This window comes from Rhizobium sp. CCGE531 (assembly GCF_003627795.1).
Lineage (GTDB): Bacteria > Pseudomonadota > Alphaproteobacteria > Rhizobiales > Rhizobiaceae > Rhizobium.
The window spans coordinates 349,897-372,837 of record NZ_CP032684.1 but is presented as its reverse complement, the minus strand read 5'-3'; the positions used below and the strand labels follow the sequence as shown (position 1 = coordinate 372,837).

General features: G+C 61.7%; 20 protein-coding genes. 14 read left to right on the top strand and 6 right to left on the bottom strand.

Features of this window, described 5'->3' with window-relative positions:
* Positions 1–63: 63 nt before the first annotated feature.
* Positions 64–1,734 carry a GumC family protein gene (locus CCGE531_RS01810; protein ID WP_120662657.1) on the bottom strand — a complete coding sequence of 557 codons (1,671 nt, stop codon included), beginning with the start codon at positions 1,732–1,734 and terminating at the stop codon, positions 64–66.
* A 193-nt stretch (positions 1,735–1,927) separates the two neighbouring features.
* Here CCGE531_RS01810 and CCGE531_RS01805 point away from each other — a divergent pair, with 193 nt between their 5' ends.
* From CCGE531_RS01805 to CCGE531_RS01745, 13 genes are all read left to right on the top strand, one after another.
* Positions 1,928–3,010 (top strand): glycoside hydrolase family 5 protein, encoded by a 1,083-nt coding sequence (locus CCGE531_RS01805; RefSeq protein WP_120662656.1) that lies wholly within the window; start codon positions 1,928–1,930, stop codon positions 3,008–3,010.
* A 106-nt stretch (positions 3,011–3,116) separates the two neighbouring features.
* The gene (locus CCGE531_RS01800) at positions 3,117–4,361 is read left to right on the top strand and encodes a hypothetical protein (protein WP_120662655.1); all 1,245 of its coding nucleotides are present in this window, start codon (positions 3,117–3,119) and stop codon (positions 4,359–4,361) included.
* Between the two features lie 38 nt (positions 4,362–4,399).
* Complete coding sequence (locus CCGE531_RS01795) at positions 4,400–5,425, top strand: acyltransferase (RefSeq protein WP_120662654.1); 1,026 nt, start codon at positions 4,400–4,402, stop codon at positions 5,423–5,425.
* A 211-nt stretch (positions 5,426–5,636) separates the two neighbouring features.
* A complete protein-coding gene (gene purU / locus CCGE531_RS01790; RefSeq protein WP_120662653.1) occupies positions 5,637–6,521 on the top strand; it encodes a formyltetrahydrofolate deformylase in 885 nt (294 codons plus the stop codon).
* Positions 6,522–6,635: 114 nt separating this feature from the next.
* Positions 6,636–7,187 carry a hypothetical protein gene (locus tag CCGE531_RS01785; RefSeq protein WP_120662652.1) on the top strand — a complete coding sequence of 184 codons (552 nt, stop codon included), beginning with the start codon at positions 6,636–6,638 and terminating at the stop codon, positions 7,185–7,187.
* Positions 7,188–7,321: 134 nt separating this feature from the next.
* Positions 7,322–10,249 (top strand): aminotransferase, encoded by a 2,928-nt coding sequence (locus CCGE531_RS01780; RefSeq protein ID WP_120666374.1) that lies wholly within the window; start codon positions 7,322–7,324, stop codon positions 10,247–10,249.
* 512 nt (positions 10,250–10,761) lie between these two features.
* On the top strand, positions 10,762–10,956 hold the full coding sequence (locus CCGE531_RS01775; RefSeq protein ID WP_112511403.1) for a hypothetical protein: 195 nt from the start codon (positions 10,762–10,764) through the stop codon (positions 10,954–10,956).
* Positions 10,957–11,249: 293 nt separating this feature from the next.
* Positions 11,250–12,251, top strand: coding sequence for a P1 family peptidase (locus tag CCGE531_RS01770; RefSeq protein ID WP_120666372.1), 1,002 nt, complete (start codon positions 11,250–11,252; stop codon positions 12,249–12,251).
* Between the two features lie 114 nt (positions 12,252–12,365).
* A complete protein-coding gene (locus CCGE531_RS01765; protein WP_120662651.1) occupies positions 12,366–13,895 on the top strand; it encodes an ABC transporter substrate-binding protein in 1,530 nt (509 codons plus the stop codon).
* Positions 13,896–13,980: 85 nt separating this feature from the next.
* Positions 13,981–14,934 (top strand): ABC transporter permease, encoded by a 954-nt coding sequence (locus tag CCGE531_RS01760; protein ID WP_120662650.1) that lies wholly within the window; start codon positions 13,981–13,983, stop codon positions 14,932–14,934.
* Positions 14,931–15,797 (top strand): ABC transporter permease, encoded by an 867-nt coding sequence (locus tag CCGE531_RS01755; protein ID WP_120662649.1) that lies wholly within the window; start codon positions 14,931–14,933, stop codon positions 15,795–15,797. The genes CCGE531_RS01760 and CCGE531_RS01755 overlap by 4 nt, the downstream gene beginning before the upstream one ends.
* Positions 15,798–15,820: 23 nt before the next feature.
* Entirely contained in the window at positions 15,821–17,212 is a 1,392-nt protein-coding gene (locus tag CCGE531_RS01750; RefSeq protein WP_120662648.1) for an amidase, read from the top strand.
* Between the two features lie 394 nt (positions 17,213–17,606).
* Positions 17,607–18,134, top strand: a complete 528-nt coding sequence (locus tag CCGE531_RS01745; protein WP_120662647.1) for a hypothetical protein — start codon at positions 17,607–17,609, stop codon at positions 18,132–18,134.
* Between the two features lie 22 nt (positions 18,135–18,156).
* On the opposite strand, the gene CCGE531_RS01740 is transcribed toward CCGE531_RS01745, so the two are convergent.
* Positions 18,157–18,636, bottom strand: coding sequence for an Lrp/AsnC family transcriptional regulator (locus CCGE531_RS01740; protein WP_120662646.1), 480 nt, complete (start codon positions 18,634–18,636; stop codon positions 18,157–18,159).
* Positions 18,637–18,760: 124 nt separating this feature from the next.
* Between CCGE531_RS01740 and CCGE531_RS01735 the strand changes: the two genes are divergently transcribed.
* Entirely contained in the window at positions 18,761–19,726 is a 966-nt protein-coding gene (locus CCGE531_RS01735; protein WP_120662645.1) for a DMT family transporter, read from the top strand.
* Positions 19,727–19,749: 23 nt separating this feature from the next.
* Here the strand turns inward: CCGE531_RS01735 and CCGE531_RS01730 are convergent, their stop codons facing one another.
* The 4 genes from CCGE531_RS01730 to CCGE531_RS01715 all read right to left on the bottom strand — a co-directional run bounded on the left by CCGE531_RS01730 (position 19,750) and on the right by CCGE531_RS01715 (position 22,935).
* On the bottom strand, positions 19,750–19,989 hold the full coding sequence (locus CCGE531_RS01730; RefSeq protein WP_120662644.1) for a hypothetical protein: 240 nt from the start codon (positions 19,987–19,989) through the stop codon (positions 19,750–19,752).
* A gap of 73 nt (positions 19,990–20,062) precedes the next feature.
* Positions 20,063–20,917 carry an NlpC/P60 family protein gene (locus tag CCGE531_RS01725; RefSeq protein ID WP_120662643.1) on the bottom strand — a complete coding sequence of 285 codons (855 nt, stop codon included), beginning with the start codon at positions 20,915–20,917 and terminating at the stop codon, positions 20,063–20,065.
* A gap of 16 nt (positions 20,918–20,933) precedes the next feature.
* Positions 20,934–21,278 (bottom strand): MarR family winged helix-turn-helix transcriptional regulator, encoded by a 345-nt coding sequence (locus CCGE531_RS01720; protein WP_092714672.1) that lies wholly within the window; start codon positions 21,276–21,278, stop codon positions 20,934–20,936.
* 265 nt (positions 21,279–21,543) lie between these two features.
* The gene (locus tag CCGE531_RS01715; RefSeq protein WP_120662642.1) at positions 21,544–22,935 is read right to left on the bottom strand and encodes a M17 family metallopeptidase; all 1,392 of its coding nucleotides are present in this window, start codon (positions 22,933–22,935) and stop codon (positions 21,544–21,546) included.
* Between the last annotated feature and the right edge of the window lie 6 nt (positions 22,936–22,941).

The window sequence follows — 22,941 nt, the reverse complement described above, 5'->3', positions numbered from 1 at the left end:
AGGCGGCGCGCAATTGCATCCCCGATCCTGAAGAAGCCTCGACGCAAAAATGCAGAAAAGAGTTCATTTACCGAAATAGCCGCGGATGACCGGGTGCCGAAACAGGCCGAGGAGAATGGCAAAAGCCATGCCGAGACCCGCACCGAACATCGCGCCGGCGATCAGGCCCGCGACCATCATCACCTTCCGGCTGGGTCCATCCGCCTTCAGCGGCGGCTCCGCCTCGGAGATCACGCGAATATTGCTCTGCGACAGATCCCGCGCGTCACTGGCTTGGCCGGATCGCTTCAGAAGCGATTCATAGAGATCGCGGGAAGCGGTCGCCTTGCGTTGCAGCTCGTTCAGGCCGACGAGCTTGCCGGATGTGTTGACTTGCGAGGCTTTCTGCACCGCAAGTTCCTTGGCGATATCCTGCTCGGCCTTCTGCGCCTGTTCGTAGTCGGCACGGGCCGACGTTCCCTGCCGCTGCAACTCGGCCCGGATTTCCACGGCGAGGCTTTCCAGGGAGGATTTGGCGGCGAGCAGGCGCGGATGACGGGCGCCGAGCTGGCTTTGAAGGCTGCCGACATTGGCGGCGAGCGCCGCATATTGCTGCCGCAGGCTGCTCAATGCGTTCGAGGTCATCCCGGAGGAAGGATTATTGGAGACCACTTCCTCGAAGCTCAGCTTGCCGGCCGCGTCGGCGCGGGCCTTCGCCTCGATCGTCTTTTGCTGGGCAGTGACCAGCATGTCGTTCAGCGCCGTCAGGCGCTTGTCGGAAATCAGATTTCCCTCGACAGCCACCATGTCATTGTCTGCACGATAGGTTTCGACGGCTTTTTCGGCTGATAGTACCTGCTGGCGCAGACCGTCAAGGCGGGAATCCAACGCGGTATTGCTGCTCTTGTAGCTGTTTGCCGCCGCCTTGCTCTCCTCTTCCATGAAGGAGGCCACGAGCTGATTGGCAATCTCAGCCGATTTTTGCGGGTTGCCGGTTGTCACCTTCGCGGTCACGACATAGGTGCTGGCCTCGCGGGCGATCTGCACGGCTTTCGCCAGCGTGGCGGCCGCGACATATTTCGCCGCCTCGCCGCTGGCGCCGCCATCGAACTGCGGATCCTGATCGAGCTTCAACGCATCGACGACCCGGCCCAGCACCTTGCCCGAAGACAGGATCTGCGTCTGGCTGTCGATCATCGTGATGATCAATTCCGGCGCCGTGGGAGCCTGCTGGGTGGAATCGGAAGCTCCGACCGGGCGGGGATCGAAGTAGAGGCTGGTTTCGGCCGTAAATTTCTGCGGTATTAGCGGGATGACGGCCGCGCCCAGCACGGCGCCGACACCCACCAGTGCAAGGACCACGAGTTTCTTCGCCCAGATCGAGCGAATGGCCGAGCGAAGATCGAGCAAGGGCATATCAGCCATCGCTGCCGGCGCCGGCGATGCGACGGCGCCCGGAGGCGCGGCAACCGTAGCAGCTTCCACCGCCGGGGCAACAACGGCGATCGGCTCGACCACAGGCTGCGGTCTTGCGTCGGGCTGAAATTCACGAGGTGACGGCTCGCTCTTGCCAGCGCCATATGTCGCCATATCGATCGGCTGCGCCGCCATGGCCGGTTCGACGTCGGAAACGAAATCGCGCGGACGCAGCAGCGGGCTGCGCGAGCGCGGGCCCTGACGGTATTCGTCAGACGGCTCGATGCCGCGCCAACCCGAAAGTTGGTCCGATCGCTTGTTTCGTTCCATTGAGCTCATGCCAGGCTTTCAACGCTCCGAGGACCTTTTGCGCCCAGCGGATGCGAGGAGTTTAGAAATGTTTGGCTAACGGACCATTAAGGACACTCGGAGGAAGTCGAAACACCAGCAACCGCAGCCTTTTCCCGTTCATCATTGTTCAACGCGGCGAGCCTTATGAAAACAGCGCCTTCGCCGCCAACAGGAGCCTGCAATGACCGGACCGATGACGAGACTGCTGCATCGCGCGCTTGCCGCGGCGGTGGCCATTGCTTCCTTTGTCGCGCAAGCCGATGACGGCTTTGCCGCCTCGCAGCTCTGTTATCGCGGCATCAATCTTTCCGGCGCCGAGTATGGCGACCGCGACGGGGTGCTCGGTGCCAACTATACATATCCCTCGGAAGAGACGGTGCGCTATTTCGCGAACAAGGGCATGAATGTCGTGCGCCTGCCCTTCCGCTGGGAGCGCCTGCAGCCGGTGCTGGGGCAACCTTTCGACGGCGCGGAGCTGCAGCGGCTGAAGGATGCCGTCGATCTCATCCAGAAGCACGGCATGGCCGTGCTCCTCGATCCGCACAATTTCGGCTACTACGACAAGACGCAGCTGACGCAGGCGCCTGCGACGGACCTTGCCTTCGGTGACTTCTGGGCACGGCTCGCGATCGAATTCGCCAACCGGAAGGGCATCATCTTCGGCCTGATGAACGAGCCGCACGACATCAAGGCGCCCGACTGGCTGGAGGCGGCCAATGCGGCCATCCGCAGCATCCGAACGGTCGGTGCGCGCAACCTCGTTCTCGTGCCCGGCACGAACTGGACGGGGGCGCATAGCTGGTCCGCCGACGTTCTGGGCGGCGGCGCCAATGGCACCGTCATGCTCGGCGTCAAGGACCCGATCGATTTCTACGCCTTCGAATTCCATCAGTATCTCGATGCCGACAGCTCCGGCACACATACCGCCTGCGACGGCAGCGACAGCGCGCAAAAGGGATTGCTCGATGTCACGGACTGGCTGCGCAAGAACGGCAAGCGCGGCTTTCTCGGTGAATTCGGCGTACCCGGCACCCAGCCCTGCCTCGACGGGCTGAAGGCGGTCTTCGGTATCATGGCTGATAATAGCGACGCGTGGCTCGGCTGGAGCTATTGGGCGGCGGGTGAGTGGTGGCCGGCGGAGGAACCAATGAACGTGCAGCCGCGCAACGGCAAGGACCGGCCGCAGATGAAGACGATCACGGCTGCCGTCGGCAAGAAGGCGCCGCTGGCGCCGAGCTGCGCGGCCGTGAAGCCGGCGAGCTGATCGACGGTGAGAGCCTGCGGCTAGAGCAGGCGGTTGGCGCTTTGTCGCGAATCATGAGACTGCTATCGTTGCGCCGGCCAAAGCATGCGGCAGCCCCGGACGACAGATGAAGAGCCTTCCCGATAAACAGCGCGTCGATTATCCGATCCTGGCGATCACCCTGTTTTCGGTGCTCTACAATTGCATCCTCGCCTATATCAATCACAACATCATGCCGCTTTCGGTCTCGCATGTCGTGCTTTGCGAAGGCTTGATGATGATCTCCAGCGTGGCTTTCATTCTGAAAAAGGGGATCTACGAGGAAGATCTGCCGATCGTCCTTTTTCTCGTCTTCACGCTTGTCATCACGATCTACATCATTGTCTTCAATCGCCTGACCTTCATCGACCAGTTCCGCAACATCCTGATCATCTTCTGCTTTGCCGGCATCGGCAGCTGGGCGAGCGAGCGAACGGTCAGGCTTGCCTTCCGGATCGCCAGCGCGGCGGTGCTGTTGTTCCTCGTCTGCGAAGTCGTCAGCACGCCCTTCTACGTCAGCCTGTTCCATCCCGGCGAATATTTCGAGAATACGCGCGGGATCAAGCAGGCGAGCTTCAACTCGACCGGCCTCTTCGCCAATGCGCTCGGTTTCCAGGGCCGCTTCTCCTTCGGCCTCATCGATCACCGCTCGTCCTCGATCTTCCTGGAGCAGGTGTCGCTCGCCAATTTCTGCGGCGTCATCGTCATCTACCTGCTCTCCTTCTGGCCGAAGCTCGCCCTGCTCGAAAAAGCCCTGTTCATCTCGACGGCTCTGCTGATCCTGCTCACCAACGACACCCGCACGATGCTGATCTTCTCCTGCGTCAGCATCGCGGGCTATTTTCTGTTTCCGAAGATCCCGAAGGGTTTCAGCCTTATCGTCATGCCGGTCATCATCCTGGTCGGCTTCTTCGTGCACTTCATGAAGCCGGACGAGGTCGGCGACAATTTCACCGGGCGCATCGGCGTGACGATCAAGAAGATGCTGGAGCTCGATATCCAGGCCATGTTCGGCCTGTCGATCTCGCGCATCGGCGAATTCGCCGACAGCGGCTATGTCTATCTCATCTACGGGTCGACGATCCTTGGCCTGATCGTTTTCTGGCTCTTCGTCTGCCTCTATCCCGCGGGAAGGACGGCGGCGCAAAGACGCTGCGCGCATTCACTCTCTCTTTTCATTTTTCTGAATATGATGATCGGCGGTACGGCAATCTTTTCCATCAAGATCGCCGGACTGCTCTGGCTGCTCGTCGGTTACATGCGTGTTTCCGACAAACCGCGCGCCGTTCGGGCGCAGTCGGAGACCTTAAACGAAAGCAGAGTGCCGGGCTGACCAGACATCATGTCGGCATCGGCCACGTGAGGATCGGGATGCTTGTTCAGTTGCAGTATCTGCGTGCCATCGCTGCGCTGATGGTCGTCTATTTTCATTCGGTGCTGCAAGTGCCGAAGGTCGATCCCGGCTTCCAGACGGTTTTCCATCTCTTCGGCGAGACCGGCGTCGACATATTCTTCGTGCTCAGCGGCTTCGTCATGTGGCTGACCACGGCCGACCGCGAAATCCGCCCGCTGGACTTCTACCGGCGCCGGATCCAGCGCATCGTCCCGCTCTATTGGCTGGCGACGCTTTTTGCCGCAAGCGTGGCGCTGGTGGCTCCGACGCTGCTGAAGTCGACGGTCTTCGATCTCCCGCATCTCGTCGCCTCGCTGTTCTTCCTTCCCTGGCGCAATCCGGCCGATCCCACGCTAACCGTCCCCGTCGTCGTGCCGGGCTGGACGCTGAACTACGAAATGTTCTTCTATCTCGTCTTCGGCCTGCTGCTGCTCGTGCGCGAAAAATGGCGCTTTGCCGCATTGTTGGTCGCGATGACCGCGATCATTGTCGTCTGCCGCGTTCTCCCTGGCGATACGACCGCCGCCAAGTTCTATAGCGATCCGATCATCTACGAGTTTCTGGCGGGCGTGCTTCTTGCCAAGCTTTATCTCGACAAGATCCTCCTGCCGCAAGCCGTTGCCTGGCCGGCGCTGGTGATGGGATTCTCGTTCCTGCTCATCAATGAGACACTCTGCGACGCCAGCACGCGCGCCTATATGTGGGGCATCCCGGCCGTTGTCATCCTGTACTCGGCCATATCGATCGACTTTTCGAGGCTTCCGGTCATCGCCACGCTGAATTACCTGGGCGACGCCTCCTATAGCATCTATATCACCCACGCCTTCACGCTCGCATTGCTGCGCGTCGTTTGCGTCCACCTGAATATCGACATTCTGGCGAACGCCCCGGTCTTCGTCACCGGCTGCATCCTCTGCTCGGCGATCGGCGGCGGTATCGTCCACGAGCTGACGACGCCCAGCCGCTGGCGAAAATGGAGAAGGAAGCGCGCGGTCGCCGCGTGACTATCGTCCTATCACATTCGCGCTTCCTGTCAGATTCGCCCCGTCTTCTCTCGGGACGACGGGGATACGCGGTTGGACGGCGCAATAGGAACGGAATTTTCCGCCGCCTATCATAAGCTTTGCCCCACGTTCGGATCGGGGACACTTTTCCCTGCCGGTCGATTGCGATAAGCGAGCGGTAAAGATCAAGCCGCTTTACGAGGGAAGAGACATGACGAGCTATGTACTGACAGTGGCGTGCAAGTCGACGCGCGGGATCGTTGCGGCGATATCGAACTATCTCGCTGAACAAGGCTGCAACATCGTCGATTCCAGCCAGTTCGACGATCTCGACACCGGCATGTTCTTCATGCGCGTCTCCTTCATCTCCGAGGAAGGCGTCGGCGAGGCCGCCCTGGTCGAAGGCTTCAAGCCGATCGCCGACAAGTTTGCCATGGTTTCAGAGATCCATGACAGCAAGAAGCGCATGAAGGTGCTGTTGATGGTGTCGCGCTTCGGCCATTGCCTCAACGACCTGCTCTATCGCTGGAAGATCGGCGCCCTGCCGATCGACATCGTCGGCGTCGTCTCCAACCATTTCGACTACCAGAAGGTCGTCGTCAATCACGACATTCCCTTCCACCATATTCCGGTGACCAAGGCCAACAAGCCGCAGGCCGAAGCCCGGATCATGGACGTGGTCGAGCAGACCGGCACCGAGCTCATCGTGCTGGCGCGCTACATGCAGATCCTGTCGGACCAGATGTGCAGCAAGATGTCGGGCCGCATCATCAACATCCACCATTCCTTCCTGCCGTCGTTCAAGGGGGCGAACCCCTACAAGCAGGCCTATGAGCGCGGCGTCAAGCTGATCGGGGCGACGGCGCATTACGTCACCGCCGATCTCGACGAGGGTCCGATCATCGAGCAGGACACGGCGCGCATCACCCATGCGCAGTCGGCTGACGATTACGTCTCGATCGGCCGCGATGTCGAGAGCCAGGTGCTGGCCCGCGCCATCCATGCGCATATCCATTTCCGCACCTTCCTCAACGGCAACCGCACCGTCGTCTTCCCGGCAAGCCCCGGCTCCTACGCCTCCGAACGCATGGGGTGAGGCGCGGACGGTCGATTTCGCCAATTCCCTTTTCTTTTTGCCTGGAAGCACGATTTGATACCGCCGGCATCGAATCGTTCCGGAGATCACCGGAGATCAAGGAGAAGAGAGGACATGTCATTCTATTGCAATGGAACGCTGCTGCTGGCGGCGTTCCTCCTGTGGGCTCCGGCATCTCATGCCGCGACCGACGAACAGGACCCCTCCAAGATCGATTTCGCCAAGCTGATCGAATGCACGACCTATGACGTGCCGAGCTACAACGAATTCGCCATGTGGCTGACCGGGCCGGAAAGCGCCAAGGCCATGAAGCTGTTCGGCATCAGCGAGCTGCCGTCGGACAATCCCTTCCTGCGGGAATTCCGGCTTTCAGCGCCGGTGACCGTCTTCGGACGGCAGACGAACAGGGTTGCCTTCGCCTCCACCGGGCCGCTCGCCGTGCTCGACGAAGCCGATCCGCATCCCCTGGCGAAACAGCTCGGCGTGACGGCCGCGGTCGACCGGCCGAACAAATTCCTCGGCGAAAGGGAGATCCTGTCGCGCAAGGACCAGCGGGAAAATTCCGATACCGTGCTGCACACCCGCATCTCGTTGAACGTCTCGACCGACGAGGCTCATCCGGGCAAGACGCTGGCCGGTTGCAGCTATTCCATCGAGGTCGAGTAGGCGATCATACCTGGCCGGCTGCATTATGCGGCCTATCTTTCGGCCCATCGCGCGACCACCCTATCTGTTTTGGGTAATTTTCTTTAAGATGGAATGGTTTAGTGTCGATGCAAATGAACCATCCGGGGGATGCCATGGCCGACGCCGCGCTTGTGAATCGTATGCAACTGCCAAGACCGGACGTGACGCCGGAGGAGGCAGCCGAGATCCTGCGGACGCATTACGGCTTGAGCGGGACATTGGCGGAGCTCGGCAGCCAGCAGGACCGCAACTACCGCATCGATGCCGGCGACAATGCCTATGTGCTGAAGATTTGCCGGGCCGAATATGAGCTGGTCGAGCTCGAGGCGCAGAATGCCGCTATCCGCCATCTGCATTCCAAACCGGATTCTCCGCGCGTGCCCGAGGTCGTGCCGGCGCTGAACGGCCGCGACATCCTGACTATCACCCTCCGCGAACAGGATTACCTCGTCCGGCTGCTCGGCTTTCTCCCCGGCCAGACGCTGACGCGGCGCAAGCATCTGCCGCCGGCTTCAGCCGCCGGACTCGGCGCGCTGTCGGCCCGGCTTGCCCGCGATCTCGCCGATTTCGATCATCCCGGCCTTCACCGAAGCCTGCAATGGGATCTGCGCCGGGCAGGACCTGTGGCAGTTCAGCTCCTGTCGGCTATTACGGACCATGAAGCGCGCGACCGCATCGCCAAGGCGATGGTGGCCGCCGTCAAGCGCATCCAGCCGCTTGCAGCCGATTTACGCGTCCAGCCCGTGCATCACGACGTCACCGACGACAATGTCGTCAGCCGTCCCGATGCTCATGGGCAGCTTGTGCCTGATGGCGTCATCGATTTCGGCGACATCATCCAGGGCTGGCTGGTGGGCGATCTTGCGGTTACCTGCGCGTCGCTGCTGCATCATGCGGAAGGCAACCCCTTCCGTATCCTTCCCGCCATCAAGGCCTATCATGCCATCTATCCGCTGGAAGAGGTCGAGGCCAAGGCGCTGTGGCCGCTGATCGTCGCCCGCGCCGTCATCCTGGCCGCCAGCACCGAACAGCAGCTCGCCATCGACCCGGACAATGACTATGTGCGCGGCAATCTCGATTTCGAACGCGAGATTTTCGACGTCGCGACCGGGGCGCAGCCGGATGTGATGGAGGCCGCAATCCTGAAGACGATCGGCTTCGACGTCGCCCCGATCGCCATGGAAAGCTGGTCGCCGCTGTTGCCTGACATCGGTTCCTCGCAGATCACCGCGATCGATCTTTCCATCACCGGGCCGGATTTCGCCGACGGCAACTGGCAAAAACCCGACATGGATTGGCGGCTGCTTGCCCAGACGGCGATGACATCGGGTGCCGCGGCAACCCGCTACGGCGAATTCCGCCTGTCCCTCGCCGCTCCGCTCAACACGGCGCCGCCGCAGAATTTCGCCCTGCATTGCGATATCTGCCTGCCGGCCGGCGCTACAGTTGCGGCCCCCTTCTCCGGCGTTCTGCAACGGCAGGGGCAGCATCTCGTGCTTGCCGGCGAAGACATGAGCCTTCATCTGGATGGCGTCGAAAGCGCTCTCGAGGATGGAGCGGCCATCGAACAGGGCGCGACGGTCGGCACGATCGGCAGCGAGGGTTCGGCGATCGGAGGATTACGCGTGCAGCTTTGCCGCGTGCCCAATCTCGTACCGCCGCTCTTTGCGACAGCGGATCAGGTGGACGGCTGGTCGGCGATCTGCCCCTCGCCCGTCGCCCTTCTCAACGCCGCCTGCGAGGCGCAAAGACCGGATGCGTCCGCGCTGCTGTCATTGCGCAATGCCCGCTTCGCCAAGCCGCAGAAGCACTATTACGAGCTGCCGCCGCAGATCGAACGCGGCTGGCGCGAGTTCCTGTTCGACACGCAGGGGCGCTGCTACCTCGACATGGTCAACAACGTGACGACGCTCGGCCATGCCCATCCGCGGCTGACTGGGGCGATCGCGCAGCAATGGTCGCGGCTCAACACCAACTCCCGCTTCCATTATGCCGCCGTCGCCGAATTTTCCGAGCGGTTGGCGATGCTCGCTCCGGAAGGGCTCGACTGCGTTTTCCTCGTCAACAGCGGCTCGGAAGCAAACGATCTCGCGATCCGCCTCGCCTGGGCGCACACGGCCAAGAGGAACATGCTCTGCCTGCTGGAGGCCTATCACGGCTGGACTGTCGCGAGCGACGCCGTCTCCACCTCGATTGCCGACAATCCGCGGGCGCTGACGACACGCCCGGACTGGGTGCATCCCGTCCTGTCGCCCAATACCTATCGCGGCCCATTCCGCGGCCCCGATTCCGCGCAAGGCTACCTCAACGACGTCGATGCGAAACTGAAAGCCATCGACGACAAGGGCGACGGCCTTGCCGGCTTTATCGCGGAACCTGTCTATGGCAATGCCGGCGGTATCGCATTGCCGCATGGCTATCTTGCCGGCGTCTATGATGCCGTTCGGCAGCGCGGCGGCCTTTGCATCGCCGACGAAGTGCAGGTCGGCTATGGGCGCCTGGGCGAGCACTTCTGGGGCTTCGAGACGCAGGGCGTCGTGCCCGACATCATCACTATCGCCAAGGGCATGGGCAACGGCCATCCGCTCGGCGCCGTCATTACCCGCCGCGAGATTGCCGAATCATTGGAAAAGGAAGGCTATTTCTTCTCCTCCGCCGGCGGCAGCCCGGTCAGCTGCATCGTTGGCCTGACCGTTCTCGATATCCTCAAAGACGAGAACCTGCAGGAAAACGCCCAAGTCGTCGGCGACCGGCTGAAGGCGGGGCTGATCGCTTTGATGGATCGCTTCCCGTTGATCGGCGCCGTGCATGGCACGGGGCTTTATCTCGGGGTGGAATTCGTCCGCGACCGGGAGACACTGATGCCAGCCACGGAAGAGACGGCTGCGATCTGCGAGCGCCTGCTCGACCTCGGGGTCATCATGCAGCCGACCGGCGATCACCTCAATGTGTTGAAGATCAAACCGCCGCTCTGCCTTGCGCCGGAAAGCGCCGATTTCTTCGTGAAAGCCCTGGAAAAGGTGCTCGAAGACGGATTTTGATGCGCCCTGGAGCGCCGTTAACCATTGAGGTGTTTTAGCGGCGCGTGAATTTTAATGCCGCTCGGGCATTGTCGAATCTCGCGCCAGTTCCTATCTGTCTGTCGGTGATCGGCGAGCCGTGCCGACACGGGTAGCAATGCGAAGGCATTTAACACAGCCTTCCTCGTAACCCGCCAGGCTCGGAATTTTATTTTCCTGATCGTCGATATTTTGACATCTTTCGGAATATGTTTCTGAAGATGGAATCGCTATTATCGACTAATATAGTAGATAATAGTTCACCGGACCGCGGCGCTCCGTCATCGGAGCTCCAGCAAGTACAACGCCAACTGAGGAAGTGACATGCTGAATATTAAAGTCATCGCTTCGATCCTTCGGCGGTCCGTGCTTGGCAATGACCGCTCGGGCGCACTCTCCCGCCCGTGCTGTCGAATGTGACGTTCGTCCTCCCTACCGGAATCAAACAGTCAATTCGCCATATCTGCGCGTGAGTGCGCAGTGGGAGTCTATTTATGAAGAAGCAAGTTATCGAATACGCCGGCGTTCCCGTCGGCATCGTCGTTCCGGACCAGGATCGGCTCAAGTTCATCGCTGTCAAATACCATGTCCACGATCTGGACGAGCAGCGTTTCAGAAACGCGGACGAAGTGAAGCTTGCGATCCGCGATCTCCTCTCCCGTCAACAGGCCAAGCCGATCCATGTTTAATGGATCGGCTCGCCTACGCTTTTACCCAATTCAATCACCCGCACTCGTGGTTCGAGACGGCCCTATGGGCCTCCTCACCATGAGGACTGGTCTTTCGCACCAAGCCGGCGCATAGGCTTTTCGCCGCATCTCCCCGCCCTCATGGTGAGGCGCGCAGGCTGAAAGCCGGAGCCTCGAACCACGAGGGTCGGCCCCGACAACACTCCCTTCGACAAACCCGTCTTGTGTTTTCACCCTCTTTACGATCCTATCCCCATGACGACCTCGCGCGTTGAATGGCGAAGGATTTTTCATTGGCTGATCATCTCAATCTTCTGACCGATGTCGAAGGCGTCGCCGTCGGTCACGCCACCGATCTTGCGCTTGGCTCCGGCGTCACCGCCATCATCTTCGATGAGCCGGCGGTCGCATCCTGCACCGTTCTCGGCGGCGCGCCGGGTGGGCGGGATACGGCATTGCTGGACCCCGCAATGACGGTCGGCGCAGTGGATGGGCTCGTGCTTTCGGGTGGTTCGGCCTTCGGGCTCGATGCCGCAGGCGGGGTGCAGGCGGGCTTGAGGGAGATCGGTCGCGGCCTCAAGGTCGGCGATGCGCTGGTGCCGATCGTGCCGCAGGCAATCCTTTTCGATCTCATCAATGGCGGCAACAAGGATTGGGGGCTGCATTCGCCCTATCGCGACCTCGGCTATGCCGCCTTCAAGGCTGCTAGCAAGGGCTCCTTCGCGCTCGGTACGGTCGGCGCGGGAACGGGCGCCACGACGGCGACAGCGAAGGGCGGGCTCGGGTCCGCCAGCGCCGTCAGCAGCAAGGGATACAGGATCGCCGCGATCGTCGCGGTCAATGCGCTCGGCTCCGCCACCATCGGCGACGGCCCGCATTTCTGGGCGGCGCCCTTCGAGGAGAATGGCGAATTCGGCGGCCTCGGCATGCCGCAGGTGATCGATTCGCGCCTGCGGCTGAAGGGCACCAACATCACCGCCACGACCATCGGCGCCGTCGTCACCGACGCGCAGTTGACCAAGGCGGAGGCGCATCGTCTGTCCATCTGCGCTCACGACGGCTTTGCCCGCGCCCTGCTGCCGACGCACCTACCACTGGATGGCGATACCGTATTTGCCGCGTCCACCGGCGGGCACGCCCGCGACGACATGCCGAGCTTCATGGAACTTTGCCACCTCGCCACCATCGTCATGGCCCGCGCGATTGCCCGCGGCGTCTATGAGGCGACGGCGCTGCCGATTGAGGGTGGGCAGCCCGCATGGCGGGATCGCTTTGCCAAGCCGCAGGCCATCTGAGCGCACAAGCACAAATTTTCAGAATTGTGTGTGCGTCTGCGAGATGACACTATCGTGAAAAAGACCGCATGCCGGGTGGGAAGCCGGCCTTGCGGGCAATGCAAGGGAACAGAGATGACGAAGTTTTCATGCCCAAGCCCTAGCGTTGTCGCGCGCAAGCTTGCCTTTAGCGCTGTACTTTCTACCGGCCTGCTGATGATCGGCCTGACGCAGGCTGAGGCCGCGAAGACGACGCTCAATCTCGGCATGAGCGTCGAGCCGACAGGGCTCGATCCGACGATCGCCGCACCCGTTGCGATAGGCCAGGTCACCTGGCAGAACATCTTCGAAGGGCTGGTTGCCATCGACCAAAACGGCAAGATCGTTCCGCAGCTTGCAAAAAGTTGGGAGATTTCGCCTGATGGCCTGGCCTATACCTTCAAGCTGCGGACTGGCGTGAAATTCCACGACGGTCAGGCCTTCGATTCGGCGACCGCCAAGTTCACGCTCGATCGCGCCCGCGGCGGCCAATCCGTCAATCCGCAGAAGCGCTTCTTTTCTACCATAGCCTCCATCGACACGCCGGATGCGGAAACGCTGATCCTGCATCTTTCCTCGCCGACCGGCAGCCTGCTCTATTGGCTCGGCTGGCCGAGCTCTGTCATGGTCGGGCCGAAATCCTCCGCCAACGACAAGACGGCGCCCGTCGGCACCGGACCGTTCAAATTCTCCGCCTGGGCCAAGGGCGACCATGTCGACCTGGTCAAGAACCCGGACTACTGGAACAAGTCGGTCGACGTGAAGCTTGAGAAGGTGACCTTCCGCTTCATTTCCGATCCGCAGGCGGAAGCGGCTGCACTGAAGGCCGGCGACCTCGACGCCTTTCCGGAATTCGCCGCGCCGGAACTCATGAATTCCTTCGAGGGCGACCCCAGGCTCACGACCAAGATCGGCAATACCGAGCTCAAGGTCGTGGCCGGTATGAACAACACGCGCAAACCCTTCGACGACAAGCGCGTGCGCCAGGCCCTGATGATGGCGCTCGACCGCAAGACGATCATCGAGGGTGCATGGTCCGGCCTGGGGACCGCCATCGGCAGCCACTACACGCCGAACGATCCCGGCTACAAGGACCTGACCGGCACCCTGCCCTACGATGCCGCCAAGGCCAAGGCGCTGCTGGCAGAAGCCGGCTATCCAAACGGTTTTAGCTTCACCATCAAGACACCGCAGATGGCCTATGCCCCGCGCAGCGCGCAGGTCATGCAGGCGATGTTTGCCGATATCGGCGTGACGATGAATATCGAGCCGACGGAATTTCCGGCGAAATGGGTGCAGGACGTTTTCAGCGGCCGCAACTACGACATGACGATCGTCGCCCATGCCGAGCCGCTGGATATCGATATCTATTCGCGCGACCCCTATTACTTCAACTACAAGAATCCTGATTTCAACGAGCTGATGAAGAAGATCCAGCTTACCGCCGATGCGGCCGAGCAGAACAAGCTCTATGGAGAAGCGCAGAGCATCCTTGCCGAGGACGTGCCGGCCCTCTTCCTCTTCGTCATGCCGAAGCTCGGCGTCTGGGACAAGAAGCTGAAGGGTCTTTGGGAGAACGAGCCGATCCCGTCGAACGTGCTGACCAACGTCTCCTGGGAAGACTGAGCGTTTCTGCGCGACGATGCCGACGGGCGGATTTTTCGCCCGTCGCTAGAGATTTCGATGCCGGCTGATCGGCCACGGACATGCTATGATCGTATTGCTCACCCGCCGGATTTTCGGACTGATCCTGACGCTGATCGCCGTCTCGCTGCTGGTCTTTGCCGTCATGGCGCTGCTGCCGGGCGACCCGGCTGCCATCACCCTCGGCACTTCGGCGACGCCGGAAACGCTGGCCGCGCTCCGGCATGAGATGGGCCTCGACCAGCCTTTGATCATCCGCTACGGACAGTGGCTCGCCGGCGCGCTGACGGGCGATCTCGGCAAATCCTTTACCTACGGCGTTCCTGTTGCCGGCCTGATTGCCGAGCGGCTCGCCGTCACCCTACCGCTTGCAGCCCTTGCCATCCTGCTGTCCGTCCTCGTCGCCGTGCCGCTTGGCGCCGCGGCGGCAGCAAGACGCGGCGGTTTCTTCGATATCCTCGCAACGCTGTTTTCGCAGATGGGCATCGCCGTGCCGGGCTTCTGGGTGGGGCTGCTGCTGGTGCTTTTGTTTGCCACCTCGCTCGGCTGGATGCCGGCCGGCGGCTTTCCCGGCTGGGGCAACGGCGTGTGGCCAGCCCTGAAATCGCTCGTGCTGCCCGCCGTCGCGCTTGCGCTGCCGCAGGCGGCGGTGCTGACCCGGGTCACGCGCTCAGCCGTGCTCGATACGCTGCATGAGGATTTTGCCCGCACGGCGGTCGCCAAGGGCCTGTCGCGCGGCCGCGTGCTCTGGGGGCATGTGGTGCCGAATGCACTGGTGCCGGTGCTCACCATTCTCGGGCTGCAGTTCACCTTTCTGGTCGCCGGCGCCGTGCTGATCGAAAATGTCTTCACACTGCCCGGCCTCGGCCGCCTTGCCTATCAGGCGCTCAGCCAACGCGATATCATCGTGCTTCAGGACGTGGTGCTGTTCTTTGCCGGCCTCGTGATCGTGGTGAATTTCCTGGTGGATCTTTCCTATCTTGCCATCGATCCCCGACTGCGGGCGGGAGGTGCGCGATGATTACAGCCGAAACCAGAGCCGCCGCCCAGCCCTCCCGCCGTCGTTTTCGAGCGCTGCGGCGCGCGAACCTGATGGTCGGCATCCTGATCACCGTCGCCCTTGCCTGCGTCGCCATCGTCTCGCTGTTCTGGACGCCGATACCGCCGGCGAAGATGCAGATCGCCCACAAGCTGCAACCACCCTTCGGCTTCGGGCTTCTCGGCACGGATCAGCTCGGCCATGATGTCCTGTCAATGCTGATGGCCGGCTGCTGGAATTCGCTGTCGATCTCCGTTTCGGCCGTCGCCATCGGCGGGACGCTGGGCACGATCATCGGTGTTTCCGCCGCCGCCCAACGCGGCCTGTTCGAGGCGCTGGTCATGCGCGCCTGCGACGTGATCTTCGCGCTGCCGCCGATCCTGTCGGCGATGATCCTCGGCGCATTTCTCGGGACGGGACGCATGACGGCCATCATCGCCATTGCGGTCTTCATGGTGCCGGTCTTTGCCCGCGTCGCGCTCGGTTCCGCCCTCCAGGCCTGGAGCCGGGACTATGTGCTGGCGGCGCGCGCGATCGGCAACACGCAGCTCGCGATCACGCTGCGCCATGTCCTGCCGAACATCATGGGCAGCATCATCGTCCAGGCGACGATCCAGCTCGGCCTTGCGATCCTGACGGAGGCCGGGCTTGCCTTCCTGGGTCTGAGCGTGCCGCCGCCGGCACCAACCTGGGGCCGGATGCTGGCCGATGCGCAGACCTATTTCCAAGTCGCGCCGTGGCTGGCCCTGCTGCCGGGTCTTGCCATCGCACTGTCAGTCCTCGGCTTCAACTTGCTCGGCGACGGGCTGCGCGATCTCCTCGACCCCCGCGAGGCGACGCGCTGATTGAGACATGAAGAGTATAGATCATGACCGAACCGACCGATCTTTCCATCCAAGACCTCAGGCGCAAATTTGCCGACAAGAGCCTGTCCCCCAGCGAATACTGGCTGGCGCTCGAACAGCATATCGAGGCATGGGAGCCGACAATCGCTGCTCTCTATGCCTATGATCCAGAAGATGCACGCAAGCAGGCGGCCGCCTCCACGGAGCGCTGGGCTAAGGGCACGCCGCTTGGAGCCCTGGACGGCATTCCGGTGACGCTGAAGGAGCTGATCGCCACCAAGGGCCAGCCGGTGCCGCTCGGCACGGCGGCCGTCGAGCTGGTTCCCGCCGCCGAGGATGCGCCGATCGCCGCCCGCCTGCGCGAGGACGGCGCGGTGATTTTCGCCAAGACCACGTGCCCCGACTACGGCATGCTCTCCTCCGGCCTCTCCAGCTTCCACAAGCTCAGCCGCAATCCGTGGGATCCCAGCCAAAATCCGGGCGGCTCCAGCGCCGGTGCATCGGCGGCGGCCGCAGCCGGCTATGGACCGCTGCATATCGGCACCGACATTGGCGGCTCGGTGCGCCTGCCGGCAGGTTGGACCGGCATTTTCGGCTTTAAGCCCAGCCATGGCCGCATTCCTGTCGATCCCTACTATCTCGGCCGATGCGCCGGACCGATGACCCGCACGGTCGAGGATGCCGCCTTCTCCATGGCGACGCTCTCGCGTCCCGACTGGCGCGACGGCACCAGCCTGCCGCCCGATAACATCGACTGGATGAATCTCGACATCGATGTCGGCGGCATGAAGATCGGTCTGATGCTGGACGCGGGCTGCGGGCTGCCCGTCGATGACGAGGTGCGCGATGCGGTCGTGGCCGCCGCCAGGCGCTTCGAGGAAGCAGGTGCCGTCATCATCGACGTCGCCCCGGTGCTGACCAGGCAGATGCTCGACGGGCTCGATCTCTTCTGGCGCGCGCGCTTCTGGGGCGACATCATGGGATTGAGCGAAGAGCGCCGCGACTTAATCCTGCCCTATATCCATAGCTGGGCGAAGGGCGGCGCCAACGTCAGCGGCGTCGATGCCGTTCGCGGCTTCAACCAGACGATCGAGATGCGCAAGAGCTGCGGCAAGCTCTTTACCGAAGTCGACGCCGTGCTCTCGCCGACCAATCCGATCGTCTCCTATCCCGCCGAATGGGCTTCCCCCACCAACGACCCCGCCCTGCCCTTCGAGCACATCGGCTTCACGGTTCCGTGGAACATGTCGGAGCAGCCGGCCTCGTCGATCAATTGCGGCTTTTCCCGCTCCGGCATGCCGATCGGCCTGCAGATCGTCGGCCCGCGCTTCGGCGACATGCTGGTGCTTCGCCTCTCCAAAGCCTATGAGGATTGGACCGGCGGCGTCGCAACCTGGCCGAAGCGTCCGAGTTGACACCCCGCCGTTGGTCTGTGAATTTTGTTTGCCCTTCGGTAGACGATTTCATGCCTTCCCAAGACAGACGATCTGTGCGGAGATCACGTTCATTGTTCTCCGCGCAGAAGCAACATTCCCGTGGACTTTGAGGGATGACGTCATCAAGATCGAGGCGAGCGGTTCGATGGGCAACAGGTCCGGTCGTCGAAAGTAAAACCAAGAGAGAACCGTATGCCGGGATGCCACGATCGTTCAGGGTTAGTGAGACTGCCATAAGGAGCGTGCAAGCTCAAACGACTCCGTTCCTAACTTGCACTTGCGACACGGAATTGTGCGACCTAGTCGCCAGGTGCATAGCCCGACAATTGCGGGATAGTCCTAAAAGCCGAGCTAGGGTGGGGAGATTCAGAAATTGCAGAATACAACCGTGGCAGCGCTTTTGTATGAGTTCCTGTTTGAGGTTTACCGGAAAATAGATGACGACCGAAAGTACGCAGACTTTTACTCGGGCCTTGATGAGAACGGCGTCCTTCGTGAGGCGTTCAGCCATGACTATATGGGCAATTGGGAGTGGCCAGCCGATGCGCTTGAAGACGTTGGTGTCCTCAAGCGTTTCAAATCAAATTCGCGCTTTCGCGGACGGTACTTCTATCCAGTCATGACCTTGGACGAATGTGCCACAGCCAACTTTTCGCAATATGAAGCATTCGACAACTATTGCGTTGCAATGTTCTCCTTTGAATACCTGCACAGTCACTTTTCTTATGATTTGAACAAACGGTCGCCGCGCTTTCTAGAAGCTGTTGTGTCCAAGGATGATATTTTTCGGACCCAGGACGATGGAGAAGTCATATTTGACAAAGCGCGCTTTCAAGAAAAAGTCATGGCGCATTGGGATGCGATAGATGTTCGTAGCATCCTTCCGAGAAGCGGCGCTTAGCCTCGCTGGATGCGCGCTCTACCTAGTCCCGCCTCAATGGCAGGGAAAGGCCAATCTTCACCCGGTCCATGGAGACGAGTGATTTGAACTTCGTGACATTCGGATTGTCGTGGAAAAGGCGGCGGCAGAGCACCTGATATTCGACCATGCTGGCGACCATCACGACGAGAACGAAATCCGCTTCGCCCGTCACCTGATAGCATTGCTGCACTTCCGGCGCCTGCAGGAAGCTGCGTTTTATCGCATTGATGAGCTCATAGCGTTCGTCGGCGATCTGCACTTCGACGATGATGGTGATCGGCAAGGCGACGGTCGCCGGATCGACGACCGCGATATTCGCCTCAATGACGCCATCGGCCTGCATGCGCTTGATGCGCCGCTGCACGGCGGGCGCCGAGAGATTGATCAGTTCACCGATCTTGCGCTGCGGAACGGTGCTGTCCTTCTGAAGAAGATCGAGAATCGCCAGGTCGAATTCATCGAGATCGGCGGGTTTGCGCATTTCAAAACATCCTTACCGCAAAGAGGAAACAAAATTGCATGAAAACCGCCAAAATGGAGCCAAATACTCTTCCCGCATGTACTAGCTTTGCGCCACAAATCACCTGACTTGCAAAGGCTCGAGAATGTCACAGCCGGACACCGATTACGATACAGGCGCCGCAGATCCTGGCGAGAGGACAGGTTCAAACCGCCATGCTGCCGCCAAGACAGGTTCCGACGCCTCGAAAGGATTCCTTTTCGGGGTGGTGGCGATGCTCCTTGCCGCGCTCGCCATGAGCATCTCCCCAAGCCTCGTGCGCCTGGCCGATGTCGGGCCTTTCGCCAGCGCGTTCTGGCGCGTCTTCCTGGCGCTGCCTATCCTCTGGATCTGGATGCGATATGCGGAGGCTTCGGACGTCACGGCACCTCGCGCCAGCTTTACGCTGCCGATCATTCTCGCCGGCATCGCGTTTACGGGCGACCTGTTCTTCTGGCACCTCGCCATCATGCGGACGACGATTGCCAATGCCACGTTCTTTGCGACCATGGCGCCTCTCTGGGTCGTCATCTTCGGCTGGCTTCTTCTGCGGCAGAGGGTCGATCGCACCACGCTCATCGGACTTCTGGTCTGCCTTGCCGGCGGCACTGCGCTTGTGGCGCAAAGCCTTGCATTCAATCCGAGCCGCGCCGTCGGCGACGCGCTTGCCATCATCACCGGCGCGTTCTTCGGCCTCTATTTCCTGGCGGTCGGCGCGGCGCGCCCGAAAACGAATGCAGCACGCGTCACCTTCGAACTCAGCATCATCACCGCCACGATCCTGTTCCTGGTCGCGTTCTTCTTCGAGCCGCGGATATTGCCGCAGTCGATTTCGGGATGGTGCGTTCTCCTGGCGCTGGGCCTCATCAGCCATGCCGGCGGACAAGGCCTGCTTTCGGTGGCGCTCGGACGGCTGCCGACCGTTTTTTCCTCCCTCGTCATTTTCCTGGAATCGATCGCAGCCGCGCTTTTCGCCTGGTTCCTGTTCGGCGAAAACGTCACGCTGATACAGGCCCTTGGCGGCATCGTCATCATCGCCGGGATTTGGATCGCTCGACCGCGCACGCCGTAAGATGACCGTTCGGGTGCCGTCGCCTAAAGGGTGGCGGCACCCTTTTCCTTGATATCGGCGTGAAGATCGTGCAACGCCTTCTCGATCACGCGCAGATCATCCTGAAGACCATCATCCGCGCTCATGGCGCTTTCGCTGCCGGCACGCTGGATAGCCCGAGCCTCGCTCTGCAGCTCGCGCAGCCTGTCGATCTTGCCGCTCTTGCGCATGTGGCTGTCGAGCAGAATATCCCGGACCGTCTTTTCCATTGCCGTGATGGGCATGTGTGTTCTCCTCTCGATAGGATATCTCGATCAAAGAGATAACGAGCGAGAGAAAGAGCGGTTCCGGAGCGGATCAGTCGACGAAACGTCGATAACCCGTCGGCTGACCGTAAAGCCAACCGATACGCTCGATGGCGGCTGCAAAATTCTCGCGAGCGACGGTCATGGTGTGGCCGTTGGCGTGGACGATGGTTTCCGGATCTTCCATGATGGCGACATGGCCCTTCCAGAAGACGAAATCGCCGCGCTTCAGCTCGTCGCGGGCAATCGGCCGGCCGAGTCCTGCGGCCTGCATGTCGGTATCGCGCGGTGCTGCGCGGCCCGTCATCGACAGCGCCAGCTGCACGAGGCCGGAACAATCGATGCCAAGCCCGGAGCGTCCGCCCCATAGATAGGGCGTCTCGATAAAGCGCAAGGCGACGTCGACAAAGTCGCCGCCCCGGTTGTCGCCGATCGGCTTCACATGCTTGGCGAAGATGGCGGTACCGTCCTCCAGGACAACATAGTGATTGCCCCGCGCCTCCGCCGTGCCGGTAACGCACACGAGGCTGCCCATGGAGAGGACTGCGGCATGCGGCTTGCGCAGTTCCGGCTCGGGGTAGAGGAAGGTGCGCTGGGGAATGACGACATGGGTCGGTGCCGCCGCGCCTTGCTTGACCGCCGCTTCGGGGAGATAGCCGACATAGTCGTCGGAGAGCGCCTTCACCCAACACCAGCCATTGTGGCGTTCGAAAACCGTGACCTCCTCACCCATCAAGAGCTCGGTATCGATGCCCGAGGCGAGATCCGGCTTGGGCCGAAGCGCGACGACGGGAACGGCGACGCGTGCGCTGCTGCCCTCGATGAAGCGCTCGGCCTCGACTTTGCCTTTAAGAGAGACCTCGGCAAGATCGGGCCTGAAGGCATTGAGGCGGCGGTCGAGCGTCATGACGAAATTCCTGAGATTACAATTTGCGGCCGTGCTCAATGACGAGATCGCCGAGTTTTTCAAGATAGAGCGCGCCGGTGACTGTACGCTTAATGATGACGTTGCGGCGGTCGCGATCGTCACGCACGCGATCGACCAATCCCATCACGCCCATGGTGTCAAGCGCCCGAGTGATGACCGGCTTGGTGACGCCGAGCGTCGCGGCAAGGCCGCGCACGGTATGCGGCGGCGGCACGAGATAAATCTGAAGCAGGATCGCCGTCTGCCGCAGCGTCAAATCATGGTCCTCGCGGCGCACCTGAGCGAGCGTCACGCCATGCCAGAGGCCTAGAGCCTGCGAGGCAGAGAGTTCAAGCGGCAAGGGCAACCCCAAAATTCGTTACGCTACCGTTCCAGCCTCAGCCAAGATCGTGGCGGTTTCAAGGGGACTAACGGCGAAACGATCTGTGGCCGCCCCGTGGTTCGAGGCCTTGCCGCCTACGCTAACGCTGCGGCAACAAGGCACCTCACCATGAGGCGGAGCGAATTCGCAACCGGCAAGAGGAGCAGCCCTCATGGTGAGGTGCGAAGGTCCGCAGGACCGTAGCCTCGAACCACGAGGGCGGATGACGGGCAGTTCGTCGATCCTACCGAACGCTCTGCCTGATGTGATGGTACAGCGCGCGGATCGCCTGCGCCTCGCCGCCGCCGGGCGAATGCGGCCGCTCGCTCTGCGCCCAGCCGTAGATATCGAAATGGGCCCAGCTCGGCGTTCTGGTCACGAAGCGCTTGAGGAACAGGGCGGCGGTGATGGAGCCGGCCATGCCGCCTGATGGAGCATTGGTGATATCGGCGAATTTCGTGCGGATATCCTTGTCGTAGCCCATGTAGAGCGGCATGCGCCACAGCGGATCGTCCGTTTCCAGGCTCGCTTCGGTCAGATCGCGGGCAAGATCGTCGTCGTCGGTGAAGAAGGGCGGCAGGTCGGGGCCGAGCGCGACGCGGGCAGCGCCCGTCAGCGTCGCCATGTCGATCATCAGGTCCGGCGCGTCCTCATCGGCATAGGCAAGCGCATCGGCAAGGATCAGCCGTCCCTCGGCATCCGTATTGTCGATCTGCACCGTCAGCCCCTTGCGGCTCGTGTAGATATCACCGGGGCGGAAGGCGTTGGACGAAATCGAGTTCTCGACGACGGGAATGATGACGCGCAGGTCGACCTTGAGCTTCGCGTCCATGATCATCAGCGCCAGGCCCATGACGTTCGCGGCACCGCCCATGTCCTTCTTCATCAGCAGCATCGAGGATGCCGGCTTGATGTCGAGGCCGCCGGTGTCGAAGCAGACGCCCTTGCCGACCAGCGTGATGCGGCGATGGCCCTTCTTGCCCCAGCGCAGTTCCAGCAGGCGCGGCGCATCGGCGCTGGCGCGGCCGACGGTGTGCACGAGCGGGAAATTCTCCTTCAGGAGATCATCGCCGATGATGACCGACATCTCCGCCTTGTAGTGTTCGGCAAGCGCCCGGAAGGCGGCTTCGAGCTGCTCCGGCCCCATATCGTTGGTGGGCGTGTTGATGAGATCGCGGGCGAGAAAGACGCCGGCAAGCTGGCGCTTGATGTCGGCGGCATCGGCATCGCGCGGGATCATCAGCGTCGGCGCCGGCGCCTTTTCGGATTTGTAGCGCTCGAAGCGATAGCTGCCGAGGCCGAAGCCGAGCGAAAGCCGGTTCGCCGTCAGCGGCGCCGTTTCCACATGCCAATCGCCCGCCGGCAGGCTGCGCGCGAGCCTTCCCGTCAGGAAGGGCTGTTCGGAGGGATTGGAGCCGAGCCCGAACAAAGCCCCGCCCAGATGTCCATCGGCCGTCGGGATCAGCAGCAGCGAGCCGCTTTCCGCCTTGTAACCGGCCTTGCTGGCCCAATCGAGCGCGATGGGATCGATGGTGCCGGTCTCGATATGTGCCGGAGTGACAGCAAAGATCGGCAGCGTCGCACCACCCTTCGAATTGAAGGGCGTCGCACGCTCGATGTACTGGTAGGGGGCCATGACTAT